The sequence below is a fragment of the Tychonema sp. LEGE 07196 genome (assembly GCF_963890365.1).
In the GTDB taxonomy this organism is placed as follows: Bacteria; Cyanobacteriota; Cyanobacteriia; order Cyanobacteriales; family Microcoleaceae; genus Microcoleus.
The window spans coordinates 1-24,958 of record NZ_CAWPRX010000212.1; the positions used below are offsets into that span (position 1 = coordinate 1).

General features: G+C 44.4%; 22 protein-coding genes. 11 read left to right on the forward strand and 11 right to left on the reverse strand.

Features of this window, described 5'->3' with window-relative positions; all coding sequences use genetic code 11:
- Window positions 1–166 precede the first annotated feature (166 nt).
- From AACV78_RS26560 to AACV78_RS26590, 7 genes are all read left to right on the forward strand, one after another.
- Window positions 167–1,330 carry a glycosyltransferase gene (locus AACV78_RS26560; RefSeq protein ID WP_194010403.1) on the forward strand — a complete coding sequence of 388 codons (1,164 nt, stop codon included), beginning with the start codon at window positions 167–169 and terminating at the stop codon, window positions 1,328–1,330.
- Between the two features lie 79 nt (window positions 1,331–1,409).
- The gene (locus tag AACV78_RS26565; RefSeq protein WP_194010404.1) at window positions 1,410–3,413 is read left to right on the forward strand and encodes an ABC transporter ATP-binding protein; all 2,004 of its coding nucleotides are present in this window, start codon (window positions 1,410–1,412) and stop codon (window positions 3,411–3,413) included.
- Window positions 3,414–3,638: 225 nt separating this feature from the next.
- Window positions 3,639–4,850, forward strand: coding sequence for a glycosyltransferase family 4 protein (locus tag AACV78_RS26570; RefSeq protein WP_194010405.1), 1,212 nt, complete (start codon window positions 3,639–3,641; stop codon window positions 4,848–4,850).
- 155 nt (window positions 4,851–5,005) lie between these two features.
- Window positions 5,006–5,956, forward strand: coding sequence for a glycosyltransferase family 10 domain-containing protein (locus AACV78_RS26575; RefSeq protein ID WP_194010428.1), 951 nt, complete (start codon window positions 5,006–5,008; stop codon window positions 5,954–5,956).
- Between the two features lie 98 nt (window positions 5,957–6,054).
- Window positions 6,055–7,029: an Npun_R2821/Npun_R2822 family protein gene (locus AACV78_RS26580; RefSeq protein ID WP_194010406.1), complete on the forward strand. Its 975-nt coding sequence runs from the start codon at window positions 6,055–6,057 to the stop codon at window positions 7,027–7,029.
- Between the two features lie 77 nt (window positions 7,030–7,106).
- Window positions 7,107–7,973 (forward strand): Npun_R2821/Npun_R2822 family protein, encoded by an 867-nt coding sequence (locus AACV78_RS26585; protein ID WP_194010429.1) that lies wholly within the window; start codon window positions 7,107–7,109, stop codon window positions 7,971–7,973.
- A 24-nt stretch (window positions 7,974–7,997) separates the two neighbouring features.
- Entirely contained in the window at window positions 7,998–9,044 is a 1,047-nt protein-coding gene (locus AACV78_RS26590) for an Npun_R2821/Npun_R2822 family protein (protein WP_194010407.1), read from the forward strand.
- 187 nt (window positions 9,045–9,231) lie between these two features.
- Here AACV78_RS26590 and AACV78_RS26595 read toward each other — a convergent pair whose 3' ends face one another.
- From AACV78_RS26595 to AACV78_RS26605, 3 genes are all read right to left on the reverse strand, one after another.
- Window positions 9,232–9,573 (reverse strand): hypothetical protein, encoded by a 342-nt coding sequence (locus AACV78_RS26595; protein ID WP_228042488.1) that lies wholly within the window; start codon window positions 9,571–9,573, stop codon window positions 9,232–9,234.
- A 385-nt stretch (window positions 9,574–9,958) separates the two neighbouring features.
- Entirely contained in the window at window positions 9,959–11,635 is a 1,677-nt protein-coding gene (locus AACV78_RS26600; RefSeq protein ID WP_194010408.1) for a lipopolysaccharide core heptose(II) kinase RfaY, read from the reverse strand.
- Between the two features lie 532 nt (window positions 11,636–12,167).
- The gene (locus AACV78_RS26605; RefSeq protein WP_194010409.1) at window positions 12,168–13,316 is read right to left on the reverse strand and encodes an aminotransferase class I/II-fold pyridoxal phosphate-dependent enzyme; all 1,149 of its coding nucleotides are present in this window, start codon (window positions 13,314–13,316) and stop codon (window positions 12,168–12,170) included.
- Between the two features lie 127 nt (window positions 13,317–13,443).
- On the opposite strand from AACV78_RS26605, the gene AACV78_RS26610 reads away from it, so the two are divergent.
- Both AACV78_RS26610 and AACV78_RS26615 read left to right on the forward strand, forming a co-directional pair.
- Entirely contained in the window at window positions 13,444–14,220 is a 777-nt protein-coding gene (locus tag AACV78_RS26610; RefSeq protein WP_194010410.1) for an ABC transporter permease, read from the forward strand.
- A 233-nt stretch (window positions 14,221–14,453) separates the two neighbouring features.
- Complete coding sequence (locus AACV78_RS26615; RefSeq protein WP_194010411.1) at window positions 14,454–15,074, forward strand: Uma2 family endonuclease; 621 nt, start codon at window positions 14,454–14,456, stop codon at window positions 15,072–15,074.
- A gap of 104 nt (window positions 15,075–15,178) precedes the next feature.
- On the opposite strand, the gene AACV78_RS26620 is transcribed toward AACV78_RS26615, so the two are convergent.
- The 6 genes from AACV78_RS26620 to AACV78_RS26645 form a co-directional block, all read right to left on the reverse strand.
- Window positions 15,179–17,071, reverse strand: a complete 1,893-nt coding sequence (locus AACV78_RS26620) for a sbcc family protein (protein WP_194010412.1) — start codon at window positions 17,069–17,071, stop codon at window positions 15,179–15,181.
- Between the two features lie 151 nt (window positions 17,072–17,222).
- Window positions 17,223–17,924, reverse strand: coding sequence for a nitroreductase family protein (locus AACV78_RS26625; protein ID WP_339383801.1), 702 nt, complete (start codon window positions 17,922–17,924; stop codon window positions 17,223–17,225).
- 241 nt (window positions 17,925–18,165) lie between these two features.
- A complete protein-coding gene (locus AACV78_RS26630; protein WP_194010413.1) occupies window positions 18,166–19,149 on the reverse strand; it encodes a GntR family transcriptional regulator in 984 nt (327 codons plus the stop codon).
- Window positions 19,150–19,517: 368 nt separating this feature from the next.
- Window positions 19,518–21,083, reverse strand: a complete 1,566-nt coding sequence (locus tag AACV78_RS26635; protein WP_370528843.1) for an adenylate/guanylate cyclase domain-containing protein — start codon at window positions 21,081–21,083, stop codon at window positions 19,518–19,520.
- A gap of 185 nt (window positions 21,084–21,268) precedes the next feature.
- Window positions 21,269–22,657 (reverse strand): aminopeptidase P family protein, encoded by a 1,389-nt coding sequence (locus AACV78_RS26640; RefSeq protein ID WP_194010415.1) that lies wholly within the window; start codon window positions 22,655–22,657, stop codon window positions 21,269–21,271.
- Between the two features lie 100 nt (window positions 22,658–22,757).
- Window positions 22,758–22,988, reverse strand: coding sequence for a hypothetical protein (locus AACV78_RS26645; RefSeq protein WP_194010416.1), 231 nt, complete (start codon window positions 22,986–22,988; stop codon window positions 22,758–22,760).
- 69 nt (window positions 22,989–23,057) lie between these two features.
- Here AACV78_RS26645 and AACV78_RS26650 point away from each other — a divergent pair, with 69 nt between their 5' ends.
- Window positions 23,058–23,501 (forward strand): DUF4332 domain-containing protein, encoded by a 444-nt coding sequence (locus tag AACV78_RS26650; protein WP_194010417.1) that lies wholly within the window; start codon window positions 23,058–23,060, stop codon window positions 23,499–23,501.
- 261 nt (window positions 23,502–23,762) lie between these two features.
- Window positions 23,763–24,113 carry a Spx/MgsR family RNA polymerase-binding regulatory protein gene (locus tag AACV78_RS26655; RefSeq protein WP_194010418.1) on the forward strand — a complete coding sequence of 117 codons (351 nt, stop codon included), beginning with the start codon at window positions 23,763–23,765 and terminating at the stop codon, window positions 24,111–24,113.
- Window positions 24,114–24,124: 11 nt separating this feature from the next.
- On the opposite strand, the gene AACV78_RS26660 is transcribed toward AACV78_RS26655, so the two are convergent.
- Both AACV78_RS26660 and AACV78_RS26665 read right to left on the reverse strand, forming a co-directional pair.
- Window positions 24,125–24,319, reverse strand: coding sequence for a GNAT family N-acetyltransferase (locus AACV78_RS26660; protein WP_194010419.1), 195 nt, complete (start codon window positions 24,317–24,319; stop codon window positions 24,125–24,127).
- A 111-nt stretch (window positions 24,320–24,430) separates the two neighbouring features.
- Window positions 24,431–24,694, reverse strand: a complete 264-nt coding sequence (locus tag AACV78_RS26665) for a hypothetical protein (RefSeq protein ID WP_228042489.1) — start codon at window positions 24,692–24,694, stop codon at window positions 24,431–24,433.
- Between the last annotated feature and the right edge of the window lie 264 nt (window positions 24,695–24,958).

The window sequence follows — 24,958 nt, forward strand, 5'->3', positions numbered from 1 at the left end:
GGGGGGGGTAATATCTAGCGCTACTTTATGAAATTGGTATTGCTTAGCAAGTGAGCTTCCCTCGGTTAAAAACTCCATTTCTTTGGTCTGGAAACCCAAGTTTCGAGTTCCTTGACAAAAGGTCAGTTAAGCAGGAAAATCAAGTAAATATCAAAAAAAATGCTCAGTGAAAGTTTCATTAGTGGTGAGCGATTTATCGGGAGCAAGCGCAATTCGTGCCTTTCTCTTAGCTCAAGTTCTGATCGAGCTTAACTACGAGGTAGAAGTTGTTGGATTTAAGTTTGGTGAAGAATTGTACGCGATTCCTCCTGCAAACATCCCAGTCTGTGCGATACCAGGGACAAACTATCCGACGTTTTTGATGGATGCTCAAAAAATTTTGAAAAAAATAGATGGAGATATTATTTATGCAGTCAAACCTAAACCTACAAGCTTTGGTTTATCGCTGCTAAAAAAACTGGAGACTCTGCGCCCTGTGATTTTAGATATTGATGACTGGGAACTAAGCTGGTGCGATCCAGATGAATGGAAATATCGTCCTTCTTTTAAACAACTTTATCGAGATATTTTAAAACAAAACGGTCAATTGAGAAAACCCGATCACCCGCTATATATCAAGTGGATGGAAAGTTTAATCCACCGCGCTAATGCAGTCACCGTTCATACTAAATTTTTACAACAGCGTTTTGGTGGTGTATATTTGCCGAACGGTAAGGATACTAAAATGTTCGATCCTGCTAAATACAATCCTGAATTGAGCAGAGAGCGTTACGGCTTGTCTGGGTATAGAATATTAATGTTTCCGGGTGCGCCTCGACCTCACAAAGGAGTTGAGGATGTTTTGATGGCCCTCGAACAGTTAAACGAGCCGGATTTAAAATTAGCGATCGTCGGCGGAAGTCCTTATGACGATTATGATGATAGACTTATGCAACAATGGGGACGTTGGATTGTTAAACTGCCAAGATTTCCAGTCGAGACGATGCCTGAAGTTGTGGCGGCGGCTCACGTTGTCGTTGTTCCTCAGCGACAGACTCTGACAGCGGTGGCTCAGTTTCCGCTCAAGCTGACAGATGGGATGGCAATGGCTAAGCCTGTTTTGTCTACACGGGTGGGGGATATTCCGGCAATTTTAGGAGGAACTGGTTATTTAGTCGAGCCAAGTTCACCCGCTCAAATTTCCCAAAAAATTCAATGGATATTTCAAAATTTGACCGTCGCGAATTTGCAAGGAATGAAAGCTCGGGAAAGATGCGTAAAAAAATATAGCATTCAAGCAATGGCACCGATACTTTCAGAAATAATTTTAGGTAGTAGCGGTGACATTTAAGCGACTGAATGGAGGAAGAATAACTGGGTGAAATTAAAGAATATTTTGAAATGCCATACTATTTAGCTGGGAACGCTTCATGTCTGCGAATAAGCTACTCCTAAAATTTGCGAGACGATATCCCGGCAGGATTTTATTAACTGTGATCCTGGGCTTTTCTGGGGCTTTATTCAGCGGTATCAGCACTACTCTGATTGTACCGGTGCTTTTAAATTTTTTGGATGAAGCGGTGGAGCTGCGCGGCGCTCCAACTCTCATTAAAACTTTGATGTATCCTTTTGAAGGAATGCCCGAAAATCAGCGTTTAATGTTGATGACAGCGGCGATTTTTGTCGCAATTTTTTTGAAAAATATTGCGAGTTATATCAATACTTTAGTGGCCACTTCTCTGACGCGCTCTCTGACTTTTGATTTGCGAGAAGCAGGTTTGCGGTTATTGTTAGAAGTAGATTTAGATTTTTACTCGAAAACTAAAGTCGGGGATTTAATTAATAGATTGGGCGGAGAAATTGGCCGGACGGCTAGTGCAGTTGGTACGGCGATCGGAATGTTTACTACTTCAATTACTGTTTTGGTGTTTGTGGGTTTGCTGCTTTCTATCTCGTGGAAACTGACGGTGACAGCTACAGTTTTGCTGGCGTTGGTTGCTTGGACAAATCAATATATTATTCACCGTTCTAAGCATTTTGGCATGGTGCTTTCTGAGATGTCTAAGGATTATTCGGTTAGGGTGTTGGAAACTATAACTGGGATTCGGCTGGTCAAGTCAACGGGGAACGAGGAAAGGGAGTATCAGCGGATCAAGCATTTAATTCAAAGGCGAGAACACGCAGATTTTCAAGCTCAGGTAAATTATGCAGCGATCGCCCCAATTAACGAAGTTGTTAATTTAATAGTTATTCTTTTGATTGTATTTATAGGTCGCACAATATTTGCCAATGAAATAGAGTCGATTTCAACAGTTTTGTTGACCTATTTATTGGTACTTTTTCGGTTGATTCCTTTGATTTCTCAGTTGAATAGCGGGCGCAGCCAATTTGCGAATACGTCGGCTAGTGTAGAGGTGGTCAATGATTTTTTGAGCTGCGATGACAAGCCGTTTATGCTGAACGGTTCTGTGCCGTACACTCATTTGCAATCGGGAATTAGTTTTAATAAAGTATCTTTTAGTTATCCGAATCACAAGAATTTAGTTCTTCAAAAAATTGATTTATTTCTTCCTCACGGCACTACTTTGGCTTTGGTAGGAACTTCGGGTTCTGGTAAGTCAACTTTGGCAGATTTACTGCCGAGATTTTACGATCCTACTGAAGGTAATATCTCGATTGATGGCACAGATTTGCGGGAATTTGAGCTAAAAAGTCTCAGAAAAGCGATGGGTATTGTTAGCCAAGATACGTTTTTGTTTAATGCTTCGGTGCGCGACAACATTGCTTACGCTAGGCCCCAAGCGAGTGAGGCAGAAATTGTGGAAGCGGCGCGGGGAGCGAATGCTTATGAGTTTATCGAACTGTTGCCGGAGGGGTTGGATACTCAAATTGGCGATCGGGGTGTAATATTATCGGGAGGGCAGCGTCAGAGAATTTCCATTGCTAGAGCTTTGCTGCAAAACCCGGAAATCTTAATTTTAGATGAGGCTACGAGTTCCCTGGATACGGTTTCCGAAAGATACGTGCAATCGGCGATCGAGAAATTGAGCTGCGATCGCACAACCTTAGTAATCGCCCACCGCCTCTCCACAGTCCAAAAAGCCCACAAAATCGCCGTGATCGATCGCGGACAAGTAGTAGAAATAGGTTCCCACGAAGAATTGCTAGCAAAAGGAGGTTACTACACTCGCTTGTATTCAGTGCAATTTGCCGAAGAAACCGCTCGTGACGAAGCATTAATTAGAGGTTCTTACGAAATTCGCACTCGCCTGACTCCCATGATAGCTTACCTCAAATTGCTAGTAGATGAAATGGTAGATTCTCCCGAAGAAAAAGACGAGTTAATTAGAGAATCATTCCACTCCGCTGCTAATATTTTTAAAACCTTAGAATTTATAGAAAACACTATCAAACGTCAGACTGTTAAAAAGTAGGCAATTGGCAGTTGGCAGTTGGCAGTTGTTAGTTGTTAGTTGGTAGGGGCGGTGGATGGTGCGGGCCCGCCCTCAGTTAGTTGTTAGTTGTTAGTCAACAGTCAACAGTCAACAGTTAACAGTTAACAGTCAACAGTCAACAGTCAACAGTCAACAGTTAACAGTTAACAGTCAACAGTCAACAGTCAACAGTCAACAGTCAACAGTCAACAGTCAACAATTCCCATGTCTAAATATTATGTCTTTTTTACCAGAAATGTCTTGCCGCAACCCAATGTAGCAAGCTTAGTTCAAGTTGCACACTCGGCCAATGCCGCAGCAAATCTCGGTTTGCCAGCAGTTTTAGTATACCTCCGCCAAGGCTTGAGTGCTTCAAATCCCGTTGATTTACTTTTTCCTTTTCAACCCAGAAAACCAGATGACAAACTTGCCAAAACCTACAATCTTGAGGAAAAATTAAAAATAGCAGATTTGCCAGTGCCTCACCTCGATTTTTGGGACAATAAGTGGACGAATGCGAGTACCATAGTTTGCAAATACTATTTGCCAATTCACCTGCTAAAATCAACTAAACTCGTCCACAGTCGCGACTGGAACTTTGTCAAAGCTGCTATTAAAAACGGAATTCCCGCTATCTACGAACAACACCACCATGAAGACAAGAAATTTGCATCAGAAATTGTGAGCAATCCTCTATTTCAAATTGCTGTAACTGTTGCAGATACTGTTCGACACAGCATGATTGAGAATGGGATGCCACCAGATAAAGTAATTACGCTGCACAACGGTTTTAATCAGTTATTTCTCGCGAGACAAGCAGCAGCAGCCGAGAATTGGCGGCAGCAATTATTAGCAGGTGACAGGCAGCATTTAGCAGTTTATGCGGGGGGACTTTACCCGTTTAAAGGTGTTGATATGCTGGTGGATGTGGCCGAGGAATTGCCGGATGTTCAATTTGCGATCGCCGGTGGGGATTCATCCCAAGTTACAGCCTACCGGAAATTAGCTAAAGAGAAGCAAGTTAACAACATTAATTTTCTCGGCTACCTCCCGCAAAATCAACTGGCTAGCTTGCTGCAAGCAGCGGATGTTTTGATTCACCCGCACTGTTTGACAGAAGCCGCGACATTCACGTCTCCTTTGAAGTTCTTTGATTATATGGCATCGGGTACTGCGATCGTAGCGACGGAGATTGCATCTTTGATGGAATTTAAATCGGGAAATATTGCAGCAATTTGGTGCGAACCGGATAACCCGCAGCAGTTTGCACAAAGCATTCGAGATTGTTTAACCAAGTATCCGAGGCAGATCGAAGGTTATGCAGAAACATTAAAATTTGTCAAGCAATTTTCCTGGGAAAATCGGATTGAGAGGATTTTGAGTTATGTGGATGAGTCATTGGTAGGGTGCGTCAGTCCGCAGGCGACAGACAATTGATAAAATTATCAAAACAGACGAACCATTAACTGTGCGGTGCGTCAGCTTTTAAATTATCAAAACAGACGCACCATTAACTGTGCGGTGCGTCAGCTTTTAAATTATCAATTATGGCGAAAATCACCCAAGCTGAGGCACCCTACATACTACTAATTATGAACCCAAAAATCATCGGCACAATCACCACATACCCAGGGATGAGTCAAAGCGACTGGCTGTGGCAACAAACTCCCCACAACTTCGGCAAATGGGGAAATATTCAAATGCTTGCCAACCATCCAGAACCAGACTTTTTGCTCATGTATCAATTCGACTTTCCCCGACAACCAAAACAGCAATCGTGGATGGATAAAATACGAAATTACAGGCATCCCAAACCAGAAATTGACATTCGAGACAAATTCCGCAACGTTCCCCAAGAACGGATTATTTATCTAATCAGAGAGCCGCCATTACCCGAAGTAATTGAAATTACCAAAACCAACTACGAACAAGCCAAACTTTATTGTGGCTACATTTCCGGGCCCGACGACTTCGCACCAAAACCCGATTATATGCCCGCGATTTGGTATCACTCTAACTCGTTTCGAGAACTGAATGAAATGCCTGCGCCGCCGAAAACTAAATTATGTTCTTGGATAACTTCAGGTGTTAGCCGCAGCGCCAACCACCGACAGCGATTAGATTTTATCAAATTGCTGCAACAACAAAAATTAAACTTTGACCTTTACGGGCGAAACTTGCCAATTTGGGCGCAGGGAAACGGCACTGTTAACAATAAATGGCACGCCGTCGCACCGTACTATTACAACTTAGCTGTGGAGAATTATGCAGAAAACGATTTGTATGTCAGCGAAAAACTTTGGGATGCTTTGTTAGGTTGGTGTTTGCCAATTTATTACGGCGGTTCGGCGGCGGATAAGTTGTTGCCGGCGGGGAGTTTCCTGCGGCTGCCGAGTTTGGATGAAAAAGGAGTACAATTTATTAAAGAGGTTATTGCAACGGCGGATTATTGGCATGAAGCGAGGGATAAAATTGCCGAAGCGAGGCAAATCATTCTCCACGAATTGAACTTGCTGAATTGGCTGTCCAATTTTGTATCTTAGGAAATAGTTTTAGGCGGGATTCCCGGTATTACAAGATAATTCGGCGGTTGAAACCGCAACTACACAAACAAAGTCCGCGCAACGCGAGACTAATAGATATGAATGGAATTTGCACGCTAGCCAACGATATAGTTTACGACCAACTAATTGCCTTGCTCAACAGCATTGAAGTTATCTTAGGCTCAAATACTCCTGTCTGCATTTATCCTTTCGACGACCAAATAGAGGAAATCAAAGCTGAAATTGTCAACCGTCCCAACGTGTTTATTTATGAAGATAGCGCATCTATTCAGCGCTGGGACGAATTCATGGAATCAGCCGCACCAGAGCGTTTGAACCGCCAAAAATTCCGGCTTTACGGTGCACACCGGCGCTTTTGTGCCTTCGACGGCCCGTTTCACAAGTTTATCTATATGGATGCCGATACTTTGGTGATGAATTCCCTTGATGGGGTTTTTCAGCAGTTAGAGGAATCTGATTTTGTGGTTTATGATTTTCAATTTACTGACCCAACTAAAGTATACAATATTCAGTCGCCAAAACTCCTCGAAGTTTTTGAGCAAAATCGGATTGATTCGGAAATATTTTGTTCGGGATTTTACGCTAGCAAGCAAGGATTGTTTGAGCAAAATACTAGGGAATGGCTGTTAGATCAACTGCAATCTGGCGAGGCGGAAATTCTCTATGAAGGTGCGGGAGAACAGCCGTTGCTCAATTATATGGTGATGAAAACTAAGATGAAGAGCTATAATTTTGCTTATAGCCTCCCGGAGGTTGAGAAAACTGGGTGTAGCGTCACTTCCCAACATTTTGAAGAACGCGATAATATTTTGTATGATAAGGGAAATCGGCTGACTTATCTTCATTATATTGGTGTGCCGCCGGATTTGATTCGGAGGGTTTGTGGGGGGGAAAATATTGAGTTTCCCTATGGCGATTTGTTTCTGCATTACCGCTATCTCCGGGAACCGGAAAAGCGTCCGGTTTTTACCCAAGCGCCTAAGTCTTATACTGAGGTTTCTCGGTCGAATTTGTTAACCAGGGTGTTGAGAAGGTTGAGGATAAATGTTTGATTTTTAAACCGCAGAGGACGCAGAGAACGCAGAGAGAGAGAAGAGAAATGAGTTATTCTGATGTTAATGGATTTGATGTGAGTCGGGGTATTTATATTGTTGCTAATGATAGGGTGATGGAAAGCGCGATCGCCCTTATGGCAAGCATACGTCTGTATAATTGTCAAGTACCAGTTTTTCTGATTCCGTTTGATGACAATTATCAGCAAGTCGCGGCCGCCCTCAGCAGCCTCTACGGGGTGCGATTGTTCCCAAATCTGGAGTTTGTCGAACAGTTTACCAGAGAAATTGGCCAAATGTTCGATCGTACTTTTCTAGCCCTTCCCAACAAAATGCGGAAACTCTGCGCTTGGTTTGGCCCCCTCGACGAATTTCTGTACATCGATACCGATATCATCGTTTTTGAAGACATCGCAGCCAACTTAAACAAACTCTCAGAAGTAGACTTTTTTTGCTGCGATTATCACCACCTCAGCGAAAAACTGCGAAATGTATTTTCACCAGTCATAAAAGAACAGAATATATTTACCGACTCACAACTTCAAGATGTATTCAACAGCGGTTTTTGGGCTTCGAGAAAAGGCACTATTACCGAATCGCAAATGTATAAAATTTTGCGAGAATGCGCGCAGCATCGAGAATATTTTGACTTTACTCAAAATGTCACAGACCAACCTATACTAAATTACATGATTCTTAAGTTAATTCCCAAGCGCTGCAATCTGGTAAAAACTTCAGCCACAGAACCCGGTAGCTGGGCGGGTTCTACACATTTTCAAGAAATAGATTACCTGCTTTATGACAAAGGCAAAAAGCTAAAATATCTGCACTGGGCTGGGATACCAATTAAATCGGGTAGCCCTTACTGGAAACTTTGGCAACATTATCGTTATTTACATCAAGAAAAACCTAATTTAATGCAAAAATTATTCCGATATTTTTAGAGATACATTTTCTATTAAAAAACTATGACTGATGGCATTTATATTCTGGGAAACGATGTGGTTTTTGACCACTTAGTTGCTTTATTGAACAGTCTCGAAGTCAACGGCGCGAAAAATCTTCCTGTTTGCATCATTCCCTATGACGATAACTTGCAAAAAGTGCGAGTAGAAATTGCCTCGCGAAGCAATGTTACTTTATTTGAAAATACCGATTCCATCGATTTTTGGGAAGACTTTGCGACTCAAGCTTGGACATCTCACAAAAAAGCTCAAAAAGTTTGGCAAGCTAAAGGTTGGCGACAAGTTCACTGTCTGGGAATGCACCGAAAATTTTGCTGTTTTGACGGCCCTTTTGACAAATTTGTCTATTTTGACGCTGACACTCTGTTAATGGGTTCTCTGGATGCCATCTATCACAAACTTGATGAATTTGATTGGGTAGCAAACGATTTTCAATACAAATCTGACCTCAATTATGTGTTTGATTTATCCTCGGAAAAAGTCGCCGAAATTTTCCAGCTTGACAGACTAAAATCTCAGATTTTTTGTGCGGGTTGGTTTGCTTCAAAAAAAGGTATTTTAAATCGCCACAACTCAGTTGAACTATTAAACAAATTGACTTCAGGAGAAGCTGAAATCTTGTCCCTGCGGGGAACTGACCAACCTTTATTTAACTATTTCGTCGCCCGCAGTGACATCTCTTTTTATAACTTTGCGTATCATCAAGCTGCTGGGGTAACGGGCAATCATTGGTCTTCTAAATTTGATGTGATAGATTATGTTTTATACGATAAAGGACGGCGGCTGACTTACTTGCACTACATGAGCATTTCGGCTGCCAAGTTTACTCGATTGTGTGCTGGGGAAGATGTTGAGATTCCCTACCGAGATGTGTTTCTGCACTACCGTTATTTGAATTCACCGGAAAAATTGCCAAATCTCGCGCCGCCCAATTTGTTGCTTCGTTTGGGTAGAAATTTCAAAAGTTTGGTAGTTAAAAAAATTAATAATATTATGTTTAAGTTGCGAAGTTTTGGGATTGATGGTGATTATACCAATTTTATAAAGTAGCGCTAGATATTACCCCCCCAACCCCCCGCGATTTCGGGGGGGCTAAGACTTCATCTATAGCACATATGAAAGAAAAATGGTATTAGTTTGATTGTTTTTTTGAACCGCAGATGTTGGCAGATTAACACTGATAAACGCTGATGGGTTTTTATCTGTTTGATTCGCGTTTGTCTGCGGTTTAAGAAGTTTATTGTTCAAATGAATCTAAATCGAGCGCTTGGGAACCTCCGCGTTCGAGTTCGATTAAAAGTTTGTTTAGCTGAGTCCAAACCAACCACGCGGTGAGTAGTGTGAGAGGTAAAGCTAGAGCATAAGAAAGTAATTTTGGGAAGCCAAAAATCTCCACTCCCGAAGCTAAAAATACGCAAATTCCCCCGGCCATTCCGATGAAAGGTATGGATAATTGCAACCTTGGCAGGTTAGCTAGAGTACGAGTAGAGCGATTTTTTGACCACTGCTGCACTGCTTGTTTGAGTGTTGCTTCAAAAGCTAAGCCTGATGCCATACCTGCTAGCAATCCAGCGCTCATTAAAAAATATGGAGGTTCTGGAAAATAATACACGAATAATTCCTTAGTTTGGGTAATGGAAAATTGGGAAGTCAGCAGTCAGTAGTCAGTAGTCATTAGTTAGCATTTAGCATTTAGCAGTAAGAAGGAAATTATTTTTGCCTCTGTTTTCTGCATTTTAAAATTTGTGTATTCGGGACTTTTTTGTGGTCAAAAAAGTTAATTGGTCATTAGTAGTTGTCTTTTGATTTATAACTAATGACCATCCTCCGACTTGCTTCGGCTTAGCTCAGCACAAGTCGCTCATGACTAATGACTAATGACTGATGACTAATGACTAATGACTAATGACTACTGACTAATGACTAATGACTACTGACTACTGACTACTGACTACTGACTAAAATTAAAGTCGAGTCAGGGCGGCTGTTCCTGCTGTGGAAAGCTCTGTTAAAGCGTCTAGAGCAACGTTGAACAGGCGACTTGGTTGCAAGTCTTCTTTGACTAGGTTCCAAAGGCTGCTAACTTCTGCTGTGTGGAGGCGATCGTCTTCAATCAAAGCTAATATCAATTGGCGACGCAAAAACGATCCTTCTTCTGACAGCAAGAATTGTAGGCCTAGTTGGGCGGTGGGTAGCAGGTCGAAACTGCGATCGGATCTGGCGATCGCGATCATCTCCTCTAATCTGTTCCACTGGAATTTGCCATCTTTGAATAATACCTCAATCAGTCGCCGCCGCAGTGCTGGAGATTCTCCGTTTAACAATCGGCGCGCTACGTAAGGATACGCAACCTCGACTATCTTGAAATCGGGATTCAGCGTCAGGGCTAAACCTTCTTCTGTCACGAGAGAGCGAATAATTAAGGCAAATTTCGCGGGCACTCGGAAAGGATAGTCGTACATCAACTCCGAAAACTGGTCTGTAATTGTCTTGAAGTTAAAATCTGACACCTTTTCGCCGACGATATCGCCGAGTACGGATTCCAGCGCCGGGACGATCGGCATAATATCTGTATCTGGTGTCAAAAAGCCGAGTTTTACAAAATCCTGGGCTAGCTGCAAGTAATCTTTGTTGATCAAATGAACGACAGAATCAACCAAAGTTTCTTTAGTTGTTTCTTCCATCTGATCCATCATCCCAAAATCGATGTAAGCCATGCGGCCGTCCGCTAAGGCAAACAGATTTCCCGGATGGGGGTCAGCGTGAAAAAATCCGTGTTCCAGCAACTGTCGCAAACCGCTGCGGACTCCGACTTCAATTAAGCTATCGGTGTCCAAACCTGCAGCTTTAACGCTTGCCATATCTGTCAGCTTGATGCCGTCAATCCATTCTAGGGTGAGAACGCACGGTGAAGTATAGCGCCAGTAGATACTCGGAACTTTTACTGTCGGGTCGTCGGCAAAGTTTGTGGCAAATTTCTCGGCGTTGCGGCCTTCGTTGATATAGTCAATTTCCTCGAATAATTTGATACCGAATTCATCGACTATTAAAGAGAGGTCGTGGCCGAGATTGAGCGGCAGCAAAGGGGCTAACCATCCAGCGGCCCAGCGCATTAAGTAAAGGTCGAGGCTCAAGATTGGTAGCAAGTTGGGTCGCTGAACTTTGACGGCGACTGCTTCTCCGGTCATGAGACGGGCTTTGTACACTTGACCGAGACTGGCGGCGGCGACTGGTTCGGGGGAGATTTCGCTGTAGGTTTCGCTAATGGGGCGATCGAGTTCTGCTTCAATAATCTCAAATGCTCGCGCCGAATCAAAGGGTGGCAATTGATCTTGAAGTTTGATCAGTTCTTCGAGAAAGTCTTTGCGAATTAAATCCGGTCTGGTAGAAAGGGCTTGGCCGACTTTAATGAAAGTGGGGCCCAAGCGAGTGAGTATTTGTCGCAGGTGGGTGGCGCGTTCCGGCTGGTGTGCTGCGGCTTCGTGCTGCCAACTGTCCCACAGCATCCCCAGCACGAAGCCTGCAAAAGACCAAATAACGGTAATTGCTCGCCAAATTGCTTTCCAAGGACGTTTGCGGTAATACTTAGCGATCGCTTGTGGATCGTAGCGTCTAGCCTGAGTGAATTTATACTGAGGCACTCGTTTATTTTCCTCTTAATTTTATGAAAATTGCAGGTTAAATTGAAAATTTGAGATCGGGAGTCGGGCGTCGGGCGTCGGGCCTAAAAGCATCGGGAATCGGGCCTAAAAGAATCGGGAATCGGGCATCGGGCCTAAAAGCATCGGGGATGGGAAGTCGAAAGTTCAAACATTCTTCCTTCTTCCTTCTTCCTTCTTCCTTCTTTTAACCCGCTCGCGAAGCCGTTATAGCCTTCTTCCTTCTTATTTCTTATTTCTTCCTTCTTCCTTCTTCCTTCCTTCCTTCTTCCTTCTTCATCATTGACATATCGCCAATTTTAGGCGAGCGGAAGATGCACCCGTTCTAGGCGGATTATCAGCCTAAATTTTTTTCTTTTCATTAATTAATGATAGTACATAAAAGTACAAGCGATCGGTCAAAATACTTAATATATTTCCCTGACCGCTGCACCAGTACGGCACTGCAACCCTGCAATTTCTCTGTTTTGGGGCGTTTCTGTCGATCGGGCGATCGGGCCAAAGCTACCGGATGCTACCGGCTATGTGCCAAACAATCTTTGAGTCCATAAATCGCCCGCTCTTGTTGATCCCTCGAAAGTTCGGGAAACATCGGCAAAGACAAGACTTCGCGACAAACTTGCTCTGCCACAGGTAAATCACCGACGTGATAGCCCAAAGATTTGTAAACAGGTTGCAGGTGCAAGGGTAACGGATAGTAAACCATCGAACCGATGCCGGATTCCTGCAACCGATCGCGCACCGAGTCCCGGAAATTGCCAGAGGAGTTTGGCTGGTCTTCTTGACTTGTAAGCCGAATTGTGTATTGATTCCAAACTCCCTTAGCTGCTGGCAATTCCTTGGGGACAGCAACTCCGGGCACGCGGGAGAGAAATTCGTTATAAACGGCTGCTTTTTCGCGCCGCTGGGCGTTCCAACTGTCGAGATACCGCAATTTAATGCTGAGAATCACCGCTTGCAGGGCATCTAAACGGCTGTTGTAGCCGATTTCTTCGTAGAAATACCTAGAAGACTGTCCGTGTTCTTTGAGCATTCTCATGGAAGCTGCGAGGGCTGCATCGTTTGTTGTCACCGCGCCGCCGTCACCGCAAGCGCCTAAGTTTTTGGTCGGATAAAAGCTGAAACAGCCGACATGGCCGATGCTGCCGACTTTTTGAGACTGCCACAGGGCCCCGACAGACTGGGCGCAATCTTCAATTACGGCTAAGTTATGCTTGGTGGCAATTTCCATCAACCGAGTCATGTCTGTGGGTTGACCGAAGATGTGCACGGGCATAATTGCCTTGGTTTTTTGGGTAATTGCCGCTTCGAGGAGTTCGACATCCAAATTAAAAGTCTCGCTGTCAATATCGACAAATACCGGAGTTGCACCGACGGCGCTAATTGTCTCAGCCGAAGCAAAAAAAGTAAAAGGAGTGGTAATCACTTCATCGCCGGGGCCAATTTTGAGAGCTCGCAAGGCCAAAATCAGCGCATCCGTGCCCGAGTTGCAGCCAACGCAGTCGGAAACGCCGGTGTAGTCGGCGAATTCTCGTTCAAAACTTTTCACGGCGGGGCCGCCTATGTAGCCGCCAGAGGCGAGCACTTTTTGCACCGCAGCGGTTATTTCCTCGCCGATCTGGGCGTACTGCTGGCTTAAGTCGAGGGGGGGAACTTTATTCACTCTTCACACCAAAAATTTCAACCATTATCACAGCAAATTCTTGCAGCAAAACTGTTTTTGAGAAACGTTTCTTCAAATATTTTATAGTTGGAGGGGCAAACAATCACTGGATCGAAAGAGAGCGCCGATGTTAATTCAGCTAGAGTTTACTGATTTGGGTTGGGCTTTGGGGATGGTGGCGATCGCCATCGGGCTTTCGGCGTGGCAGGGATTGGGATTGGAGGGGGCGATCGCGATCGCGGCGGGCCGCACCCTGATCCAGCTAATCCTAGTCGGCTACGTGTTGGCCGTCGTATTTGCCCCGGAGGGAAAAAATCCTTGGGTGGTTTTAGCAGTTTTAGCAATCATGCTGACAACAGCTAGCACGGTGGCTAGCAACCGCATCAGCAAAAAAATCAAGCACTTACTACCGTTAGTTTCGGGTTCGATTTTGATTAGCACGGCCTTGACTTTGGGCTATACAAACTTGCTAATTTTGCAACCTGATCCCTGGTACGAACCGCAGTATTTGATTCCCCTAGCGGGGATGATTTTGGGCAATGCGATGAACTCTGGGGCGATCGCCGGTGAAAGACTTGTCAGTACAGTTAACAGCAGCCAGTTAGAAATAGAAACCCATTTAAGTTTAGGTTCCACACCGCAGCAAGCAGTAAAACAGTACCGCAAAGATGCGATCAAAGCTGGATTAATCCCCACATTAAATACAATGACAGTCGTAGGAATCGTGACATTACCGGGAATGATGACAGGTCAAATGCTCAGCGGTGTCAGTCCGATAGATGCAGCATCTTACCAGATTTTGATTATGTTTGTGTTAGCGCTGGCAACTTTAATCGCAACTCTATTGTTGACCGAGGGATTGTCCCGCAGGTTTTTCAATCAAGATGCACAGTTGATAAAATGATAATTGGGAATTGGGCATTGGGCTCTAGCGTTGCGGAGGGATTGGGAATTGGGCTCTAGCGTTGCGGAGGGATTGGGAATTGGGCATTGGCCAAACTGGGAAATAATATGGGTAGGAACTTGCATTTGCCCTTATTTTATTGAACAGGCTGTCCGGCTTGTTCCACAAATAGTGAGTTTATTTTGTGGGCCGTTGCTCCTAGCCCGTCCGGCCATAATTCAGGAGAAATAGCCATGATTCAAATAGCAACTAAAACGCTAACTTTTGAAGAATTTGCGGAAGGGAAGCCAGAAAATGCACGTTACGAACTTCACAGCGGAGGGATTGTTGAAATAGCTCAGCGACCGGGAAAGCATGAAGAAGTTATCGGTTTTTTAGCCTCGGAATTAACTATTGAATTTGTGAGGCTAAACCTGCCGTACTTCATCCCCAAACAAGCATTAGTTAAACCACTGGAAAACCAATCAGCTTATTCGCCGGACATTCCGATCTTAAATCGCCCAAATTTAGCATCAGAACCTCTGTGGCAAAAGTTTTCAACAGTGACTCAAGGAGCCTCAATTCCGCTGGTTATAGAAGTAGTTAGTACCAACTGGCAAGATGACTACATCAAAAAAGTAGGCGAATACGAACTAATCGGGATTCATGAATACTGGATTGTGGATTATCTCGGTTTGGGCTGCCGCAGGTTTATTGGCAATCCCAAACAACCAACGATATCGGTTTATCGGTTGGTTGACGGCGAGTATAAGGTTAGTTTGTTTCGGGGAAACGATCGGATTGAGTCGCCAACTTTTCCAGAGTTGAATTTGACGGCGCAACAAGTTTTTCAAGCTGGATTGATTGCGGAGTAACTCAGGAATAATCAAATCGAGTCAACAGTTAACAGTCAACAGTCAACAATTCCCCCTGAGTGCAACCGGAATTGATATAACCCTACAATATGTTCAAATCCGGCCTACTTCGGTTCGTGGCTCGCAATCCGCTTGCCTTCGCCATTGTACACCTGCATCGGAATTTTGGCGTTTTCGGCGATCGCCTCCAAAGCTTTTTGCAACGTTTCAACGTGCTTTTCCACAGCTTGACGAGTCTTCACGGCCTTCTTGTTTTCCGCTTGGATGAAAGTTTGTTGCAGTTTCTGCACGTAATCGGAAGTCATCTGCACCGCAATCAAATCTTTGCTAACAGTATAGTCGCAAATTTTCGGTTGGCCTTTGCAAGTTTTATTCAAATCCGCCCGCGCTTTTTGCAGATTCCTTTCTTCCTTCAACTTTACTTCTGCTTGCTCCAACGATTTTGTGTAGGAATCAATCAGCGGCTTGGCTTTCTGGGAATAAGCAGTGGCCGCCGGAACTTGCTCGGCATAACTCAAAGCTCTCCGCCAGTATTCCGATGCCTTAAACCATTCATTTTTGCCCTCAAAAATCATCGCTTCCGCTGCTAAACTCACTGCTTGAGTGTAGCCGTTTTCTGAAATTCCTTCAACATTTTTGCGCTCGCGAGCTTGGGAAAGCTTCGTTTCGTATCTCGGAATTAGCAGTTTACCTTGTTGGTAAGATTGCGTATTGCTGGGAATTTCTGATATTATGTCCAGGGCTTTTTCCCAACCAGCTTGTACTTGAATCCAACTTTCGGCTGTTTGAGCTACTGCTTCGCGAGCTTCTGCTATTTGGGCTGTATTTTTGGCTTCGATCAAGGTTTTTTCGGCTTTTTTTTCTGTTCCTAATTCTTTGTTTCCTGTTGCTAAATTTTTGCGGTATTCCTTTGCCTTTTTTTGAGCGTAGGGATAAACAGGGCTGTCTTGGGGGATTTCTCCGAGTTGGGCGATCGCGCTTTGCCACAGAGCTTGCGCTTCCTGCCAATTCTCGGCAGAATAAGGAGGATTTCCGGTTTTCCTGGCTGCTGACTCTGCTAGGCGCGCGCCATCGATCGCAGAGTTTAAATTCTGACTTTGCTGGCGGTATTTTTCCAGGGCGGTTTGAGCTTCGCCGCGATGAATTGACCAAGCTGGAATCGGTTCCAAAAGGGCGATCGCCCCTTTTAACTGTTCCTGCGCTTCTTCGGGGCTGTTAGCAACCTTTGAAGTTTTCAGCGTCCTGATCGAATTGTCGCTCAACTGTTTAGCATTAGCTAGTGCAGGGCATTCTCCGATGACACAGGGGCGGCTCAACAGGTAATAACCCCCTGCCAAAATTATCGCCGCCAAGCTGACAATTCCTGCCGCCGCCAGCAGCGCCCACGGTGAATGCTTGGGTGTTTGAGAAACTGTTACCGCTTCCATATCTAGCGAATTGAAGGGATTTTCTGCAAAATCTCCCGGAATTGTAGCTACCTTAAAGGCGATCGGATCGGAATTGCTAGAACTCTCCTCAGACAAATCGGGGAAATATTCATCATCTCCCGGCTCTTTAATATCGTTTTCTAACAGCATTTCCTCCGCTGCATCCGCCGTCTCTGCCGCATTTATTGCTAGCACAATCCCCGTTTCTGCAGCGGGTATTTCCTCGACTTTCTTTCGCACTTCCACTGTTCTGGGTCTTGACAAAACAGGGTTGTGCATGGTAAAAGAATGGAAAGCATAGGGCTGTTTTTGTCCGGTAATTTTTAGGCAAAGTCCAATCTGTTCAACAGATTCTGGTTCTATTTCGAGAAGAGCCGCTTCTAGCACCGTAAAAGTCGGTTTGGCTTTGATAACTACACTTCGCGGGTGTTCTCCGACAACCGTTAAAGAGTCATCTCTAAAATCGCAACTGATATAAAGCGGTATTTTTTTTAATCCGGCGGCTTGTAAGTGCTTCTGCAACTTTACTTCTAAAATTTGTGCCTTACTTTGTCGTGCTGCTACTGTCATACTTTTTTCCTCTTTCTGCTCTCACCACTTGCGATTTTAGATTTTAGATTGCGATTTCGGATTGCGATTTCGGATTGAAAAATTGTCGGTAGTTCCGATTTGCTTGAACTTGTACCGACTCCTTCAAATCTCAACTCTCAAATCTTAACTCTTAAGTCTCAAGTTGCAACTCTTTTCCATAACTTTCGCTGTAATAAACTTGAGTCACATCAAAACGCCCACCGTATTGTTTGAAAGGTTCTGCTGCATAACCAAGCGGTAGCAAACAGCAAACATCTACTTGTTCAGGAATTTCAAAGGCTTCTTTCACCTTAGCGCTGACAAAACCTTCCATCGGACAACTGTCTACTCCAAAGCTTTTAGCTGCAATCATTAAGTGAGCTACTGCGAGCATTGTATGTCTGTTTGTCCAAGTTTCTACAGAGTCGAAACAGGGACGGTTCTCGAATAATTGCGGGATTGCTTGGCGTATATAACCGGCTAAATTGTCATTCATTGCGCCTGCGGCTTTGCCCAATTCGATGACGGCTTCAGTGTTTTCGGGCTCGGCGGCGCGCCGATCGCCACAACAGATTAACACGATTGGGGCTTCTACCACTTGGCGCTGGTCGAAGGCGCAAGTTTTTAATTTTTCTTTGCTGGCTTCGTCTTCAAGTACGATAAACCGCCAAGGCTGCAAGTTGTAACCGGAGGGCGATCGCACTCCCAAGCGCAAAATCTCTGCCAATATAGCTGGGGGAATTCGATCGGGCTTGAAACTGCGCGCGGCCCGTCGGCTTTCGATCGCAGTTTTAACATTAATTGAGGGTTGGATTTCAATTGGCATGGATAATTCTAATTGGTAATTGGGCATTGGTAATTGGGCAGTAGTCAGTAGTCAGTAGTCAGTTGTCAGTTGTTATTTGTTATTTGTTATTTGTTATTTGTTATTTGTTAGTAGTCATTGGGAATGGGAATTAACTAATGACTGTTGGCTGTTGACTGTTGGCTGTTGGCTGTTGACTGTTGGCTAATAACAACTAACCAATAACAACTAACCAATAACAACTAACCAACAACAACTAACCAACAACAACTAACCAATAACAACTGACTTATCCCAAGCCCAACTCGCGCTTGAGCAAATTAATTGACTTAGAGCCGATGTAATTTTCAGAGCATATCAGTTGCGGGGGACGAATAATATCCTCTCGGGCAGCGTTAATAGCCGCTTTTACTGTAGCAAAGCTCGGTTGGTCGCAGAAAATTGTTCTTGCCGATCGCACGATCGAGTTAATCTTGTAGGCATCCGACAGCAAAGCCGTCATCACCAGCAAATCCTCGCCCCGGATGCTGTGGATGATCACTTCAGTCGATCGCAACATTCCCGGACTCAAGCTGACTAAACCCAAATAACTGTCTTTCGGTAAACCCGTCACAAGCTGGATTTCCTGATCGTAGTCGTAGATGTCTACGGGAATGACTCGCACCGAACGCGGCGCCGAAATTGATTCTGCTTCTCCGATAAAATATCGACTCGTGATCACAGTTCCCGAAGAAATTTGATCCAAAAAAGTACCTAGCTGTTCCATCGGCACTAATTGTATGGGAATGCGGAGAGCTTGTTCGAGTTCTTTCGCCATCAGCTCGCCCACGCCGATATCTTCTGTGGGGGCTGTGACGACGACTCGGGCGCTGCACCTGAGCCGCCAGTCAATTTCGGCCAAAAATAATTCCCTGGCTTGGTTGAGCGTACAGCCCTGTCCCAGCAGTTGATCCATACTTTCTTGAACTATTCTATTAGCGAGAGGATATTCTTCGAGGATCGGGGATTTGAGTTTACTGCCGCCCTCGTGGCCTTGAGCGCGGACGTAAATCCCCGATCCGGCTTGGGCCTCTACCAGTCCGGTATTTTCGAGCTGTCGGTAAACTTTGCTGATGGTGTTGCGGTGCAAACCAGTCTGCATGGCTAGTTGTCTGGTGCTCGGCAAGCGGTGTCCGGGCGGAAACTGGCGCGAGGCGATCGCAAACCTGATTTGATTGAATAGTTGAGTGGATGCAGGGATCTCGCTATCTGTTTGAATATGAAATTGAACCATATTAAAGGCTCCGAGGACTTCAACTTAATATTTTTATAACGTCGAGTACCGCGCTTGGGATTGCTTGGAACTCTCTGCGTGTGTATAGCATAATCTGATTTGTTGACAACTGTTGCTGTTGTTTTGCTTGGCAGGCGATCTGGCCTAATTTTTCAGGTACTTTCAAATCTTAGCCGTAGGGTGCGTCAGGCAAGATAATTCTCAATTCTCACCGAAAATTTTAGAACTGACACACCATTCATTCATTAGTTGGTGCGTCACAATAAGATTGTGAATTTGTCGCACAAATTTTACGCTTCTGACGCACCCTACTTCACTATCCGTTACATCCGTTAAAAAATCCGTTACCGAACTTTCCTCTTCTACATTTAATCTCCGACTATTTCCATCTCCCTTGCTGCTTTCGGGCCCATCAGGAAATAAGTCTGCATTTTTCCTTTACCTTTAATCTCGATCTCGCCCCGGTCTTCAAATTCATATTTATCGTGCAGCAAGTTATAAGTATAGTAGCTGACCTGAATGCGGCCGGGTATGCCGTGAGATTCCATGCGGCTGGCTGTATTCACCGCATTTCCCCACAAATCGTAAATGAATTTTTTAGTGCCGATTACCCCCGCCACCACCGGGCCGCTATTAATCCCGATGCGGATCGCAAAATTCGCCTTTAGCTTCACATTTAATTCCTGAATTGCTACTAGCATATCCAGTGCCATTTCGGCGATCGCCTCAGCGTGATCTGGGCGTTCAATCGGAATACCGCCCGCTACCATATAAGCATCCCCAATCGTCTTGATTTTCTCTAACCCGTGCTTGTCGCTGAGCTTGTCGAAAATTGAAAAAATTTCATTCAGCAAATATACTAATTGAGTGGCGGGCATCGTGGTAGAAATTTGGGTAAAATTCACCAAATCAGCAAAAAGAATAGTTGCTTTTTCAAACTTGTCTGCAATTACCCCCGGTTCGCGCCTCAACCTGTTGGCGATCGGTTCTGGCAAAATATTTAGCAGTAAATCCTCAGTTTTTTTCTGTTGTTTCCTGAGTGCCGATTGCATTTGCTTGCGCTTAGTGATATCGTGAAAAAATACAGAAATGCCGTCATGACTGGGAAAAGCCCGGACTTCCAACCACAGTTTTAAGGGACGATAATATTTCTCAAAATTCACTCCCACTTGTTTGGCTACAGCTTCATGACACTCTTCATAAAATACCGAATTTATCAAATCGGGAAACTCTTCCCAAAAAGTTTTACCAAAAAGTTCTTCCGGTACGCGCTGCAAAAATTGCGAGGCTTTGTAATTGACGTAAGTAAACCGCCACTGGAGATCTAGAGCAAAAAAAGCATCGCTCATTCCTTCTAAAAAATTGACAATTTGCTCGTCAGTAGAGCGGAGTTTTGCTTCAACTTGTTTTTCCCGGCTCTGGGCGCGCTTTAATTTAGCATAATTAATTCGCAACTCCATTTGGTTAATAACTTGCCTTCCTAAAGTCTGCAGCGCTTCTAATTGTTCTGGGGTAAGATGGCGCGGAATTGTATCTATCGCGCACAAAGTGCCGATCGGAAAACCATCAGAAGTTACTAGCGGCGCTCCAGCATAAAATCGAATATTGGGATTGGCAGTTACTAACGGATTCCCCGCAAAGCGATCGTCTTCTAGAGCATTGGGTATAACTAACAATTCATTGGGATTTAAAATAGCGTGAGCGCAAAATGCTAACTCTCTAGGAGTTTCTGAGGCGTCCAAACCTACTTTTGATTTAAACCACTGTCGGTTAGCGTCTATTAAGCTGACTAAAGCAATAGGAGTGCCGCAAATGTAGGATGCTAAAGCTGTTAAGTCATCAAAAGCTTCGTCGGCATCTGTATCGAGAATATGGTAGCGGTGAAGTGCTTTTAGTCTCTCTTCTTCGTTGCTGGGCAAAGGTGCAACTTGCATCGGCGGCGGCGAGGATATACGGTTACGAAAAATCCGCCCAAGTCTCCGCGCTGCAAATTTTTGGACTTGCGCTGCTAGTTTTTCAACTAACATCAAAATACCTGTTTGCCAAGCTTTGTTCATCTTACTTTATTTTTTTCTCGCCTGTTGGAACTGTGGACGATCGCCCGCTTTGCGATCTATCCCTACATACTTACCGCAACTAACTCCTCAATTTCCTGAGCTTTCGCTGGTAATTTCCCTGTTAATACTTCTCTACCCTCTTCGGTAACAAGTATATCATCTTCAATGCGTATGCCCCGGACGTCCGCGAATTTTTCCAACTCGTCCCACTTTACAAATTCTTTATATTTGGCGCGATTTTCAGAGTTATTCAAAATTGCCGGCACTTGATAAAAACCAGGTTCGATCGATACCAGCATTCCCGGACACAAAACTCGATTCAGCCGCAAAAAACCCAACCCAAACCGACTGCTTCTCGTTCTTCCGGCTGCATAGCCAGCCAAATCGCCCAAATCTTCCATATCGTGAACATCCAAACCGATTAAATGCCCGATGCCGTGCACAAAAAACAGCGCGTGAGCATCCATTTCTACCAAATCTTCAACATTCCCCTGCAAAATACCCAAATCCACCAATCCTGCCGCCATAATTCGAGCAGCTAACAGGTGAATATCTTGATATTCCACCCCCGGACTAACTTTCTCAATACAAGCATCGTGCGCTGCCAAAACCACATCATAAATTGCTCTTTGAGTTGGCGAAAATTTGCCCGAAACAGGCCAAGTGCGAGTCACATCTGCCGCCCATCCCATTGACGATTCGGCACCGACATCTGCTAACAGCAAATCTCCTGTTTGTAGCGGATTGTGATAGTGTTCGCTGTGCAGAACTTCGCCCTGTACCGTAACAATACTCGGATAGGCATAGGTCATGTTTTCCGAGATGATGACACTTTCCATTGCAGCGCGAATCCCTGCTTCGATGCGAGCATTTCCTGTGGCCGCCATGCCCGCTTTGTGCGCTGCTACGGTGACAGCGGCAGCTTGACGCAATTCGACCAAACTGGCTGCATCGTGGCTCAGGCGCAGCGATACGATCGCCTGAGTTAATTCTAGATCGATGCCGGTTGGCGATTTGGACGGTGCAAGGGGGCGATCGAGAATTTGTGACTGTTGCAACAGAGTCAAGCTATCCTGAAGGGCGATCGTGGCGGCATTTGTGGAACGCGCTTTTAATTCAGTCATGGGGAAAGCAGCATCAGCCCCAATTAATTCAGCAATTTCTGCACGTTTCGGCATTTCTCCATGCCAAAGAGTGCTGCTAGGATCTGCGTCATCTAAGAACAATTCTAATTTACCCGATTCTAAGCGAATGGCAGCATTTTCTAACTGCAAACCTGCAAAATATAGAAAGTGACTGCTGGCGCGAAAAGGAAAAGTCAGCGCCGGATAATTGCGAGGAATGCTGCGCCCAGACCAAAGAATTACCGGAAAATCAATTAAATTGGCAAGTTTTTGTCGCCGTTGGTGTAAAATATCTTTTAACATATCATCAGTCTTGGTAATGGTCATGGCTAACAGCAGATTATTTTGAATTTTGTTGGTAGTAAGGATTTCAGTCCTTTAATTCTCAGTCTTAAAATAAATAAAGTCTTGACTTCAAACTTAGCAGTCATTTTGAGAAAAGTCTAATCTTTATATTATTTCTTGCTATCATTTTGTGCGTAGTGTTTTCGATCGCATTTGCGATCGCCACAAACGGAAATTTGTTCAGCACAAATCTTGCCAGACAGTAAGAAAAACCAAGGCTGAAAGTGCTGCGCGGCAAGTGCTTAACATTCCCCGTAGCTACAGGGGCGATCGACCAAATTAGTCGATCGGGCTTTTGTAAATGTTGTAACATGAGCGATCGCATCTATTGACGGCTTGATATTTTCGACTTTAAAGTATAAGTAAATTCCCTGAAAATAAGATGAAAATTCCTCACAAAGCTCCTAAAAATTCCGTACAAATACGGGATTGGCCGATCGAACAGTTGCCGGGATTGAGCCATGAAAACCAGTCTCAACTAGAACAATGCGGCATCACCACAACCGCGCAATTAATTCGCATGACGAAAACACCGGCTGCGAAAGCATTATTAGCACATCAATTACACATTAACATTCTATCTGTTAATAAATGGGTAGCGATGGCAGAGCTGGCTCGGATTCCCAGTGTCGGCTGTCAGTATTGCGGGCTGTTGCTGCACGCCGGCGTTGCTTCTGCCGCTCAATTAGCTCAAATGCCCGTGGAGAGGTTGCACCAACAAATCCTGAGACTGCACGTAGCGACAATGCAGCGCAATGATTTGACTCCTTCGGTCGATCGCGTGCAACAATGGATTCAACAAGCTAAATTAGTCAAGAGTCATTAGTCAGTTGGCAGTTGGCAGTTGGCAGTTGACAGTTGGCAGTTGACAGTTGTTAGTTGGCAGTTGACAGTTGGCAGTTGGCATTTGTTAGTTGACAGTTTTATAGAAACCCCCAAGACGTTTAAAACGTTCTTAATTACTAAAAAAATAAGCTGTTATATTGCTTCCCTGCTAGATCACCAAAGCCTTCTGACTTCTTCTATCCGTTAAATCCGTTACATAATCCGCTGCCAATCTTCCCTCTTCCTTCTTCCTTCTTAATATATGTCAATTCAAGTTTACGGAATCCCAAACTGCGGAACCTGCAAAAAAGCTTTGCAGTGGCTCAAAGATAACAGCATCACTTACGAGTTCATTAACACAAAAGAACAGCCACCAACTCGCGAAACAATTGAAAACTGGGTGACAAGTTTAGGCTTTAAACCAATGCGAAATACCTCCGGTCAATCTTATCGTGCTTTGGGCGACGACAAGAAAGAGTGGACTGGTGAAGAATGGGTGGAAGCTTTTGCTAAGGATGCGATGCTGCTGAAACGTCCGCTGTTTGTGAAAGATGGAACTGCTGTTTTAGTAGGTTTTAAAGAAGATGCAATTCGAGAAAAACTTGGGCATTAAATGAGCTGAATTTAGCTTTTTTTGCGCCGCATAGACTTAATTTCTCCCAGATCGTCCGTGAAACCCCAGCGCTCGTAAAATGGTATAATTTTCGGCAAACAATTAAGAGAAAAACTCTCCACGGCTTGCAATTCGGGATGATTGAAAACTGCATCCATCAACACCGCGCCCAATCCCGTGTTTCTGTGTGTCGGCTTGACAATCACATCAAAAACCGGCGTTGCTTAATCAGGGTATGAAAAAAATAAGTTGAAAATTCAGAAGTTTTGTGGATTCTGGTTTCTATGACTTGCATATTTAGCCTTTCATACCGTAAATCAGCAACGCCCAAAAACCATCGCCCTGTAGACAAAATCGGTGAGGACGCGGGTAATGCCAATTAGCCGTAGCTTGCGGGGCGGGACGCCATCGCCCTCATCGACCAAACCAATGATAACATCAGTAGCGGCGAGCATTTTCACCACATCCTCCCGCCTCCGCTTGTCGCACCAAAACTCGTTTTTGTACAAATCCATCAAGTCAGAAACCTGATTTTCCGTCAAAGTCTCGACAATTCGATACTTAGCAATATTATCGGTCATACCATTGTTCTAAAGATGTGCTATGGATGAAGTCTTAGCCGCGAGCATCTTGCTTTGCATTATAGTGCGTAATAACTCACAAGTTATACAATAGGCAAGTCCTTACAGCAATATAATAAAAAAAATGCTTTTTGCAAAATACCAGATGTTCCCCTCCTAGCGCCCTCAAAGCATCGATGAGGTTGGGAGATGGTGATATGTAGCGCTACTTTATAAAATTGCTATAAGCCGACAAAACAGGCGTAGAAATTGGCACAAATCAAA

Coding starts and splice junctions, on each gene's coding strand:
- AACV78_RS26565 (WP_194010404.1), top strand. CDS start 1,410: ATGTCTGCGAATAAGCTACTCCTAAAATTTGCGAGACGATATCCCGGC.
- AACV78_RS26570 (WP_194010405.1), top strand. CDS start 3,639: ATGTCTAAATATTATGTCTTTTTTACCAGAAATGTCTTGCCGCAACCC.
- AACV78_RS26575 (WP_194010428.1), top strand. CDS start 5,006: ATGAACCCAAAAATCATCGGCACAATCACCACATACCCAGGGATGAGT.
- AACV78_RS26580 (WP_194010406.1), top strand. CDS start 6,055: ATGAATGGAATTTGCACGCTAGCCAACGATATAGTTTACGACCAACTA.
- AACV78_RS26590 (WP_194010407.1), top strand. CDS start 7,998: ATGACTGATGGCATTTATATTCTGGGAAACGATGTGGTTTTTGACCAC.
- AACV78_RS26595 (WP_228042488.1), bottom strand. CDS start 9,573: ATGAGCGCTGGATTGCTAGCAGGTATGGCATCAGGCTTAGCTTTTGAA.
- AACV78_RS26610 (WP_194010410.1), top strand. CDS start 13,444: ATGTTAATTCAGCTAGAGTTTACTGATTTGGGTTGGGCTTTGGGGATG.
- AACV78_RS26615 (WP_194010411.1), top strand. CDS start 14,454: ATGATTCAAATAGCAACTAAAACGCTAACTTTTGAAGAATTTGCGGAA.
- AACV78_RS26620 (WP_194010412.1), bottom strand. CDS start 17,071: ATGACAGTAGCAGCACGACAAAGTAAGGCACAAATTTTAGAAGTAAAG.
- AACV78_RS26625 (WP_339383801.1), bottom strand. CDS start 17,924: ATGCCCAATTACCAATTAGAATTATCCATGCCAATTGAAATCCAACCC.
- AACV78_RS26630 (WP_194010413.1), bottom strand. CDS start 19,149: ATGGTTCAATTTCATATTCAAACAGATAGCGAGATCCCTGCATCCACT.
- AACV78_RS26635 (WP_370528843.1), bottom strand. CDS start 21,083: ATGCAAGTTGCACCTTTGCCCAGCAACGAAGAAGAGAGACTAAAAGCA.
- AACV78_RS26640 (WP_194010415.1), bottom strand. CDS start 22,657: ATGACCATTACCAAGACTGATGATATGTTAAAAGATATTTTACACCAA.
- AACV78_RS26645 (WP_194010416.1), bottom strand. CDS start 22,988: ATGTTACAACATTTACAAAAGCCCGATCGACTAATTTGGTCGATCGCC.
- AACV78_RS26650 (WP_194010417.1), top strand. CDS start 23,058: ATGAAAATTCCTCACAAAGCTCCTAAAAATTCCGTACAAATACGGGAT.
- AACV78_RS26655 (WP_194010418.1), top strand. CDS start 23,763: ATGTCAATTCAAGTTTACGGAATCCCAAACTGCGGAACCTGCAAAAAA.
- AACV78_RS26665 (WP_228042489.1), bottom strand. CDS start 24,694: ATGACCGATAATATTGCTAAGTATCGAATTGTCGAGACTTTGACGGAA.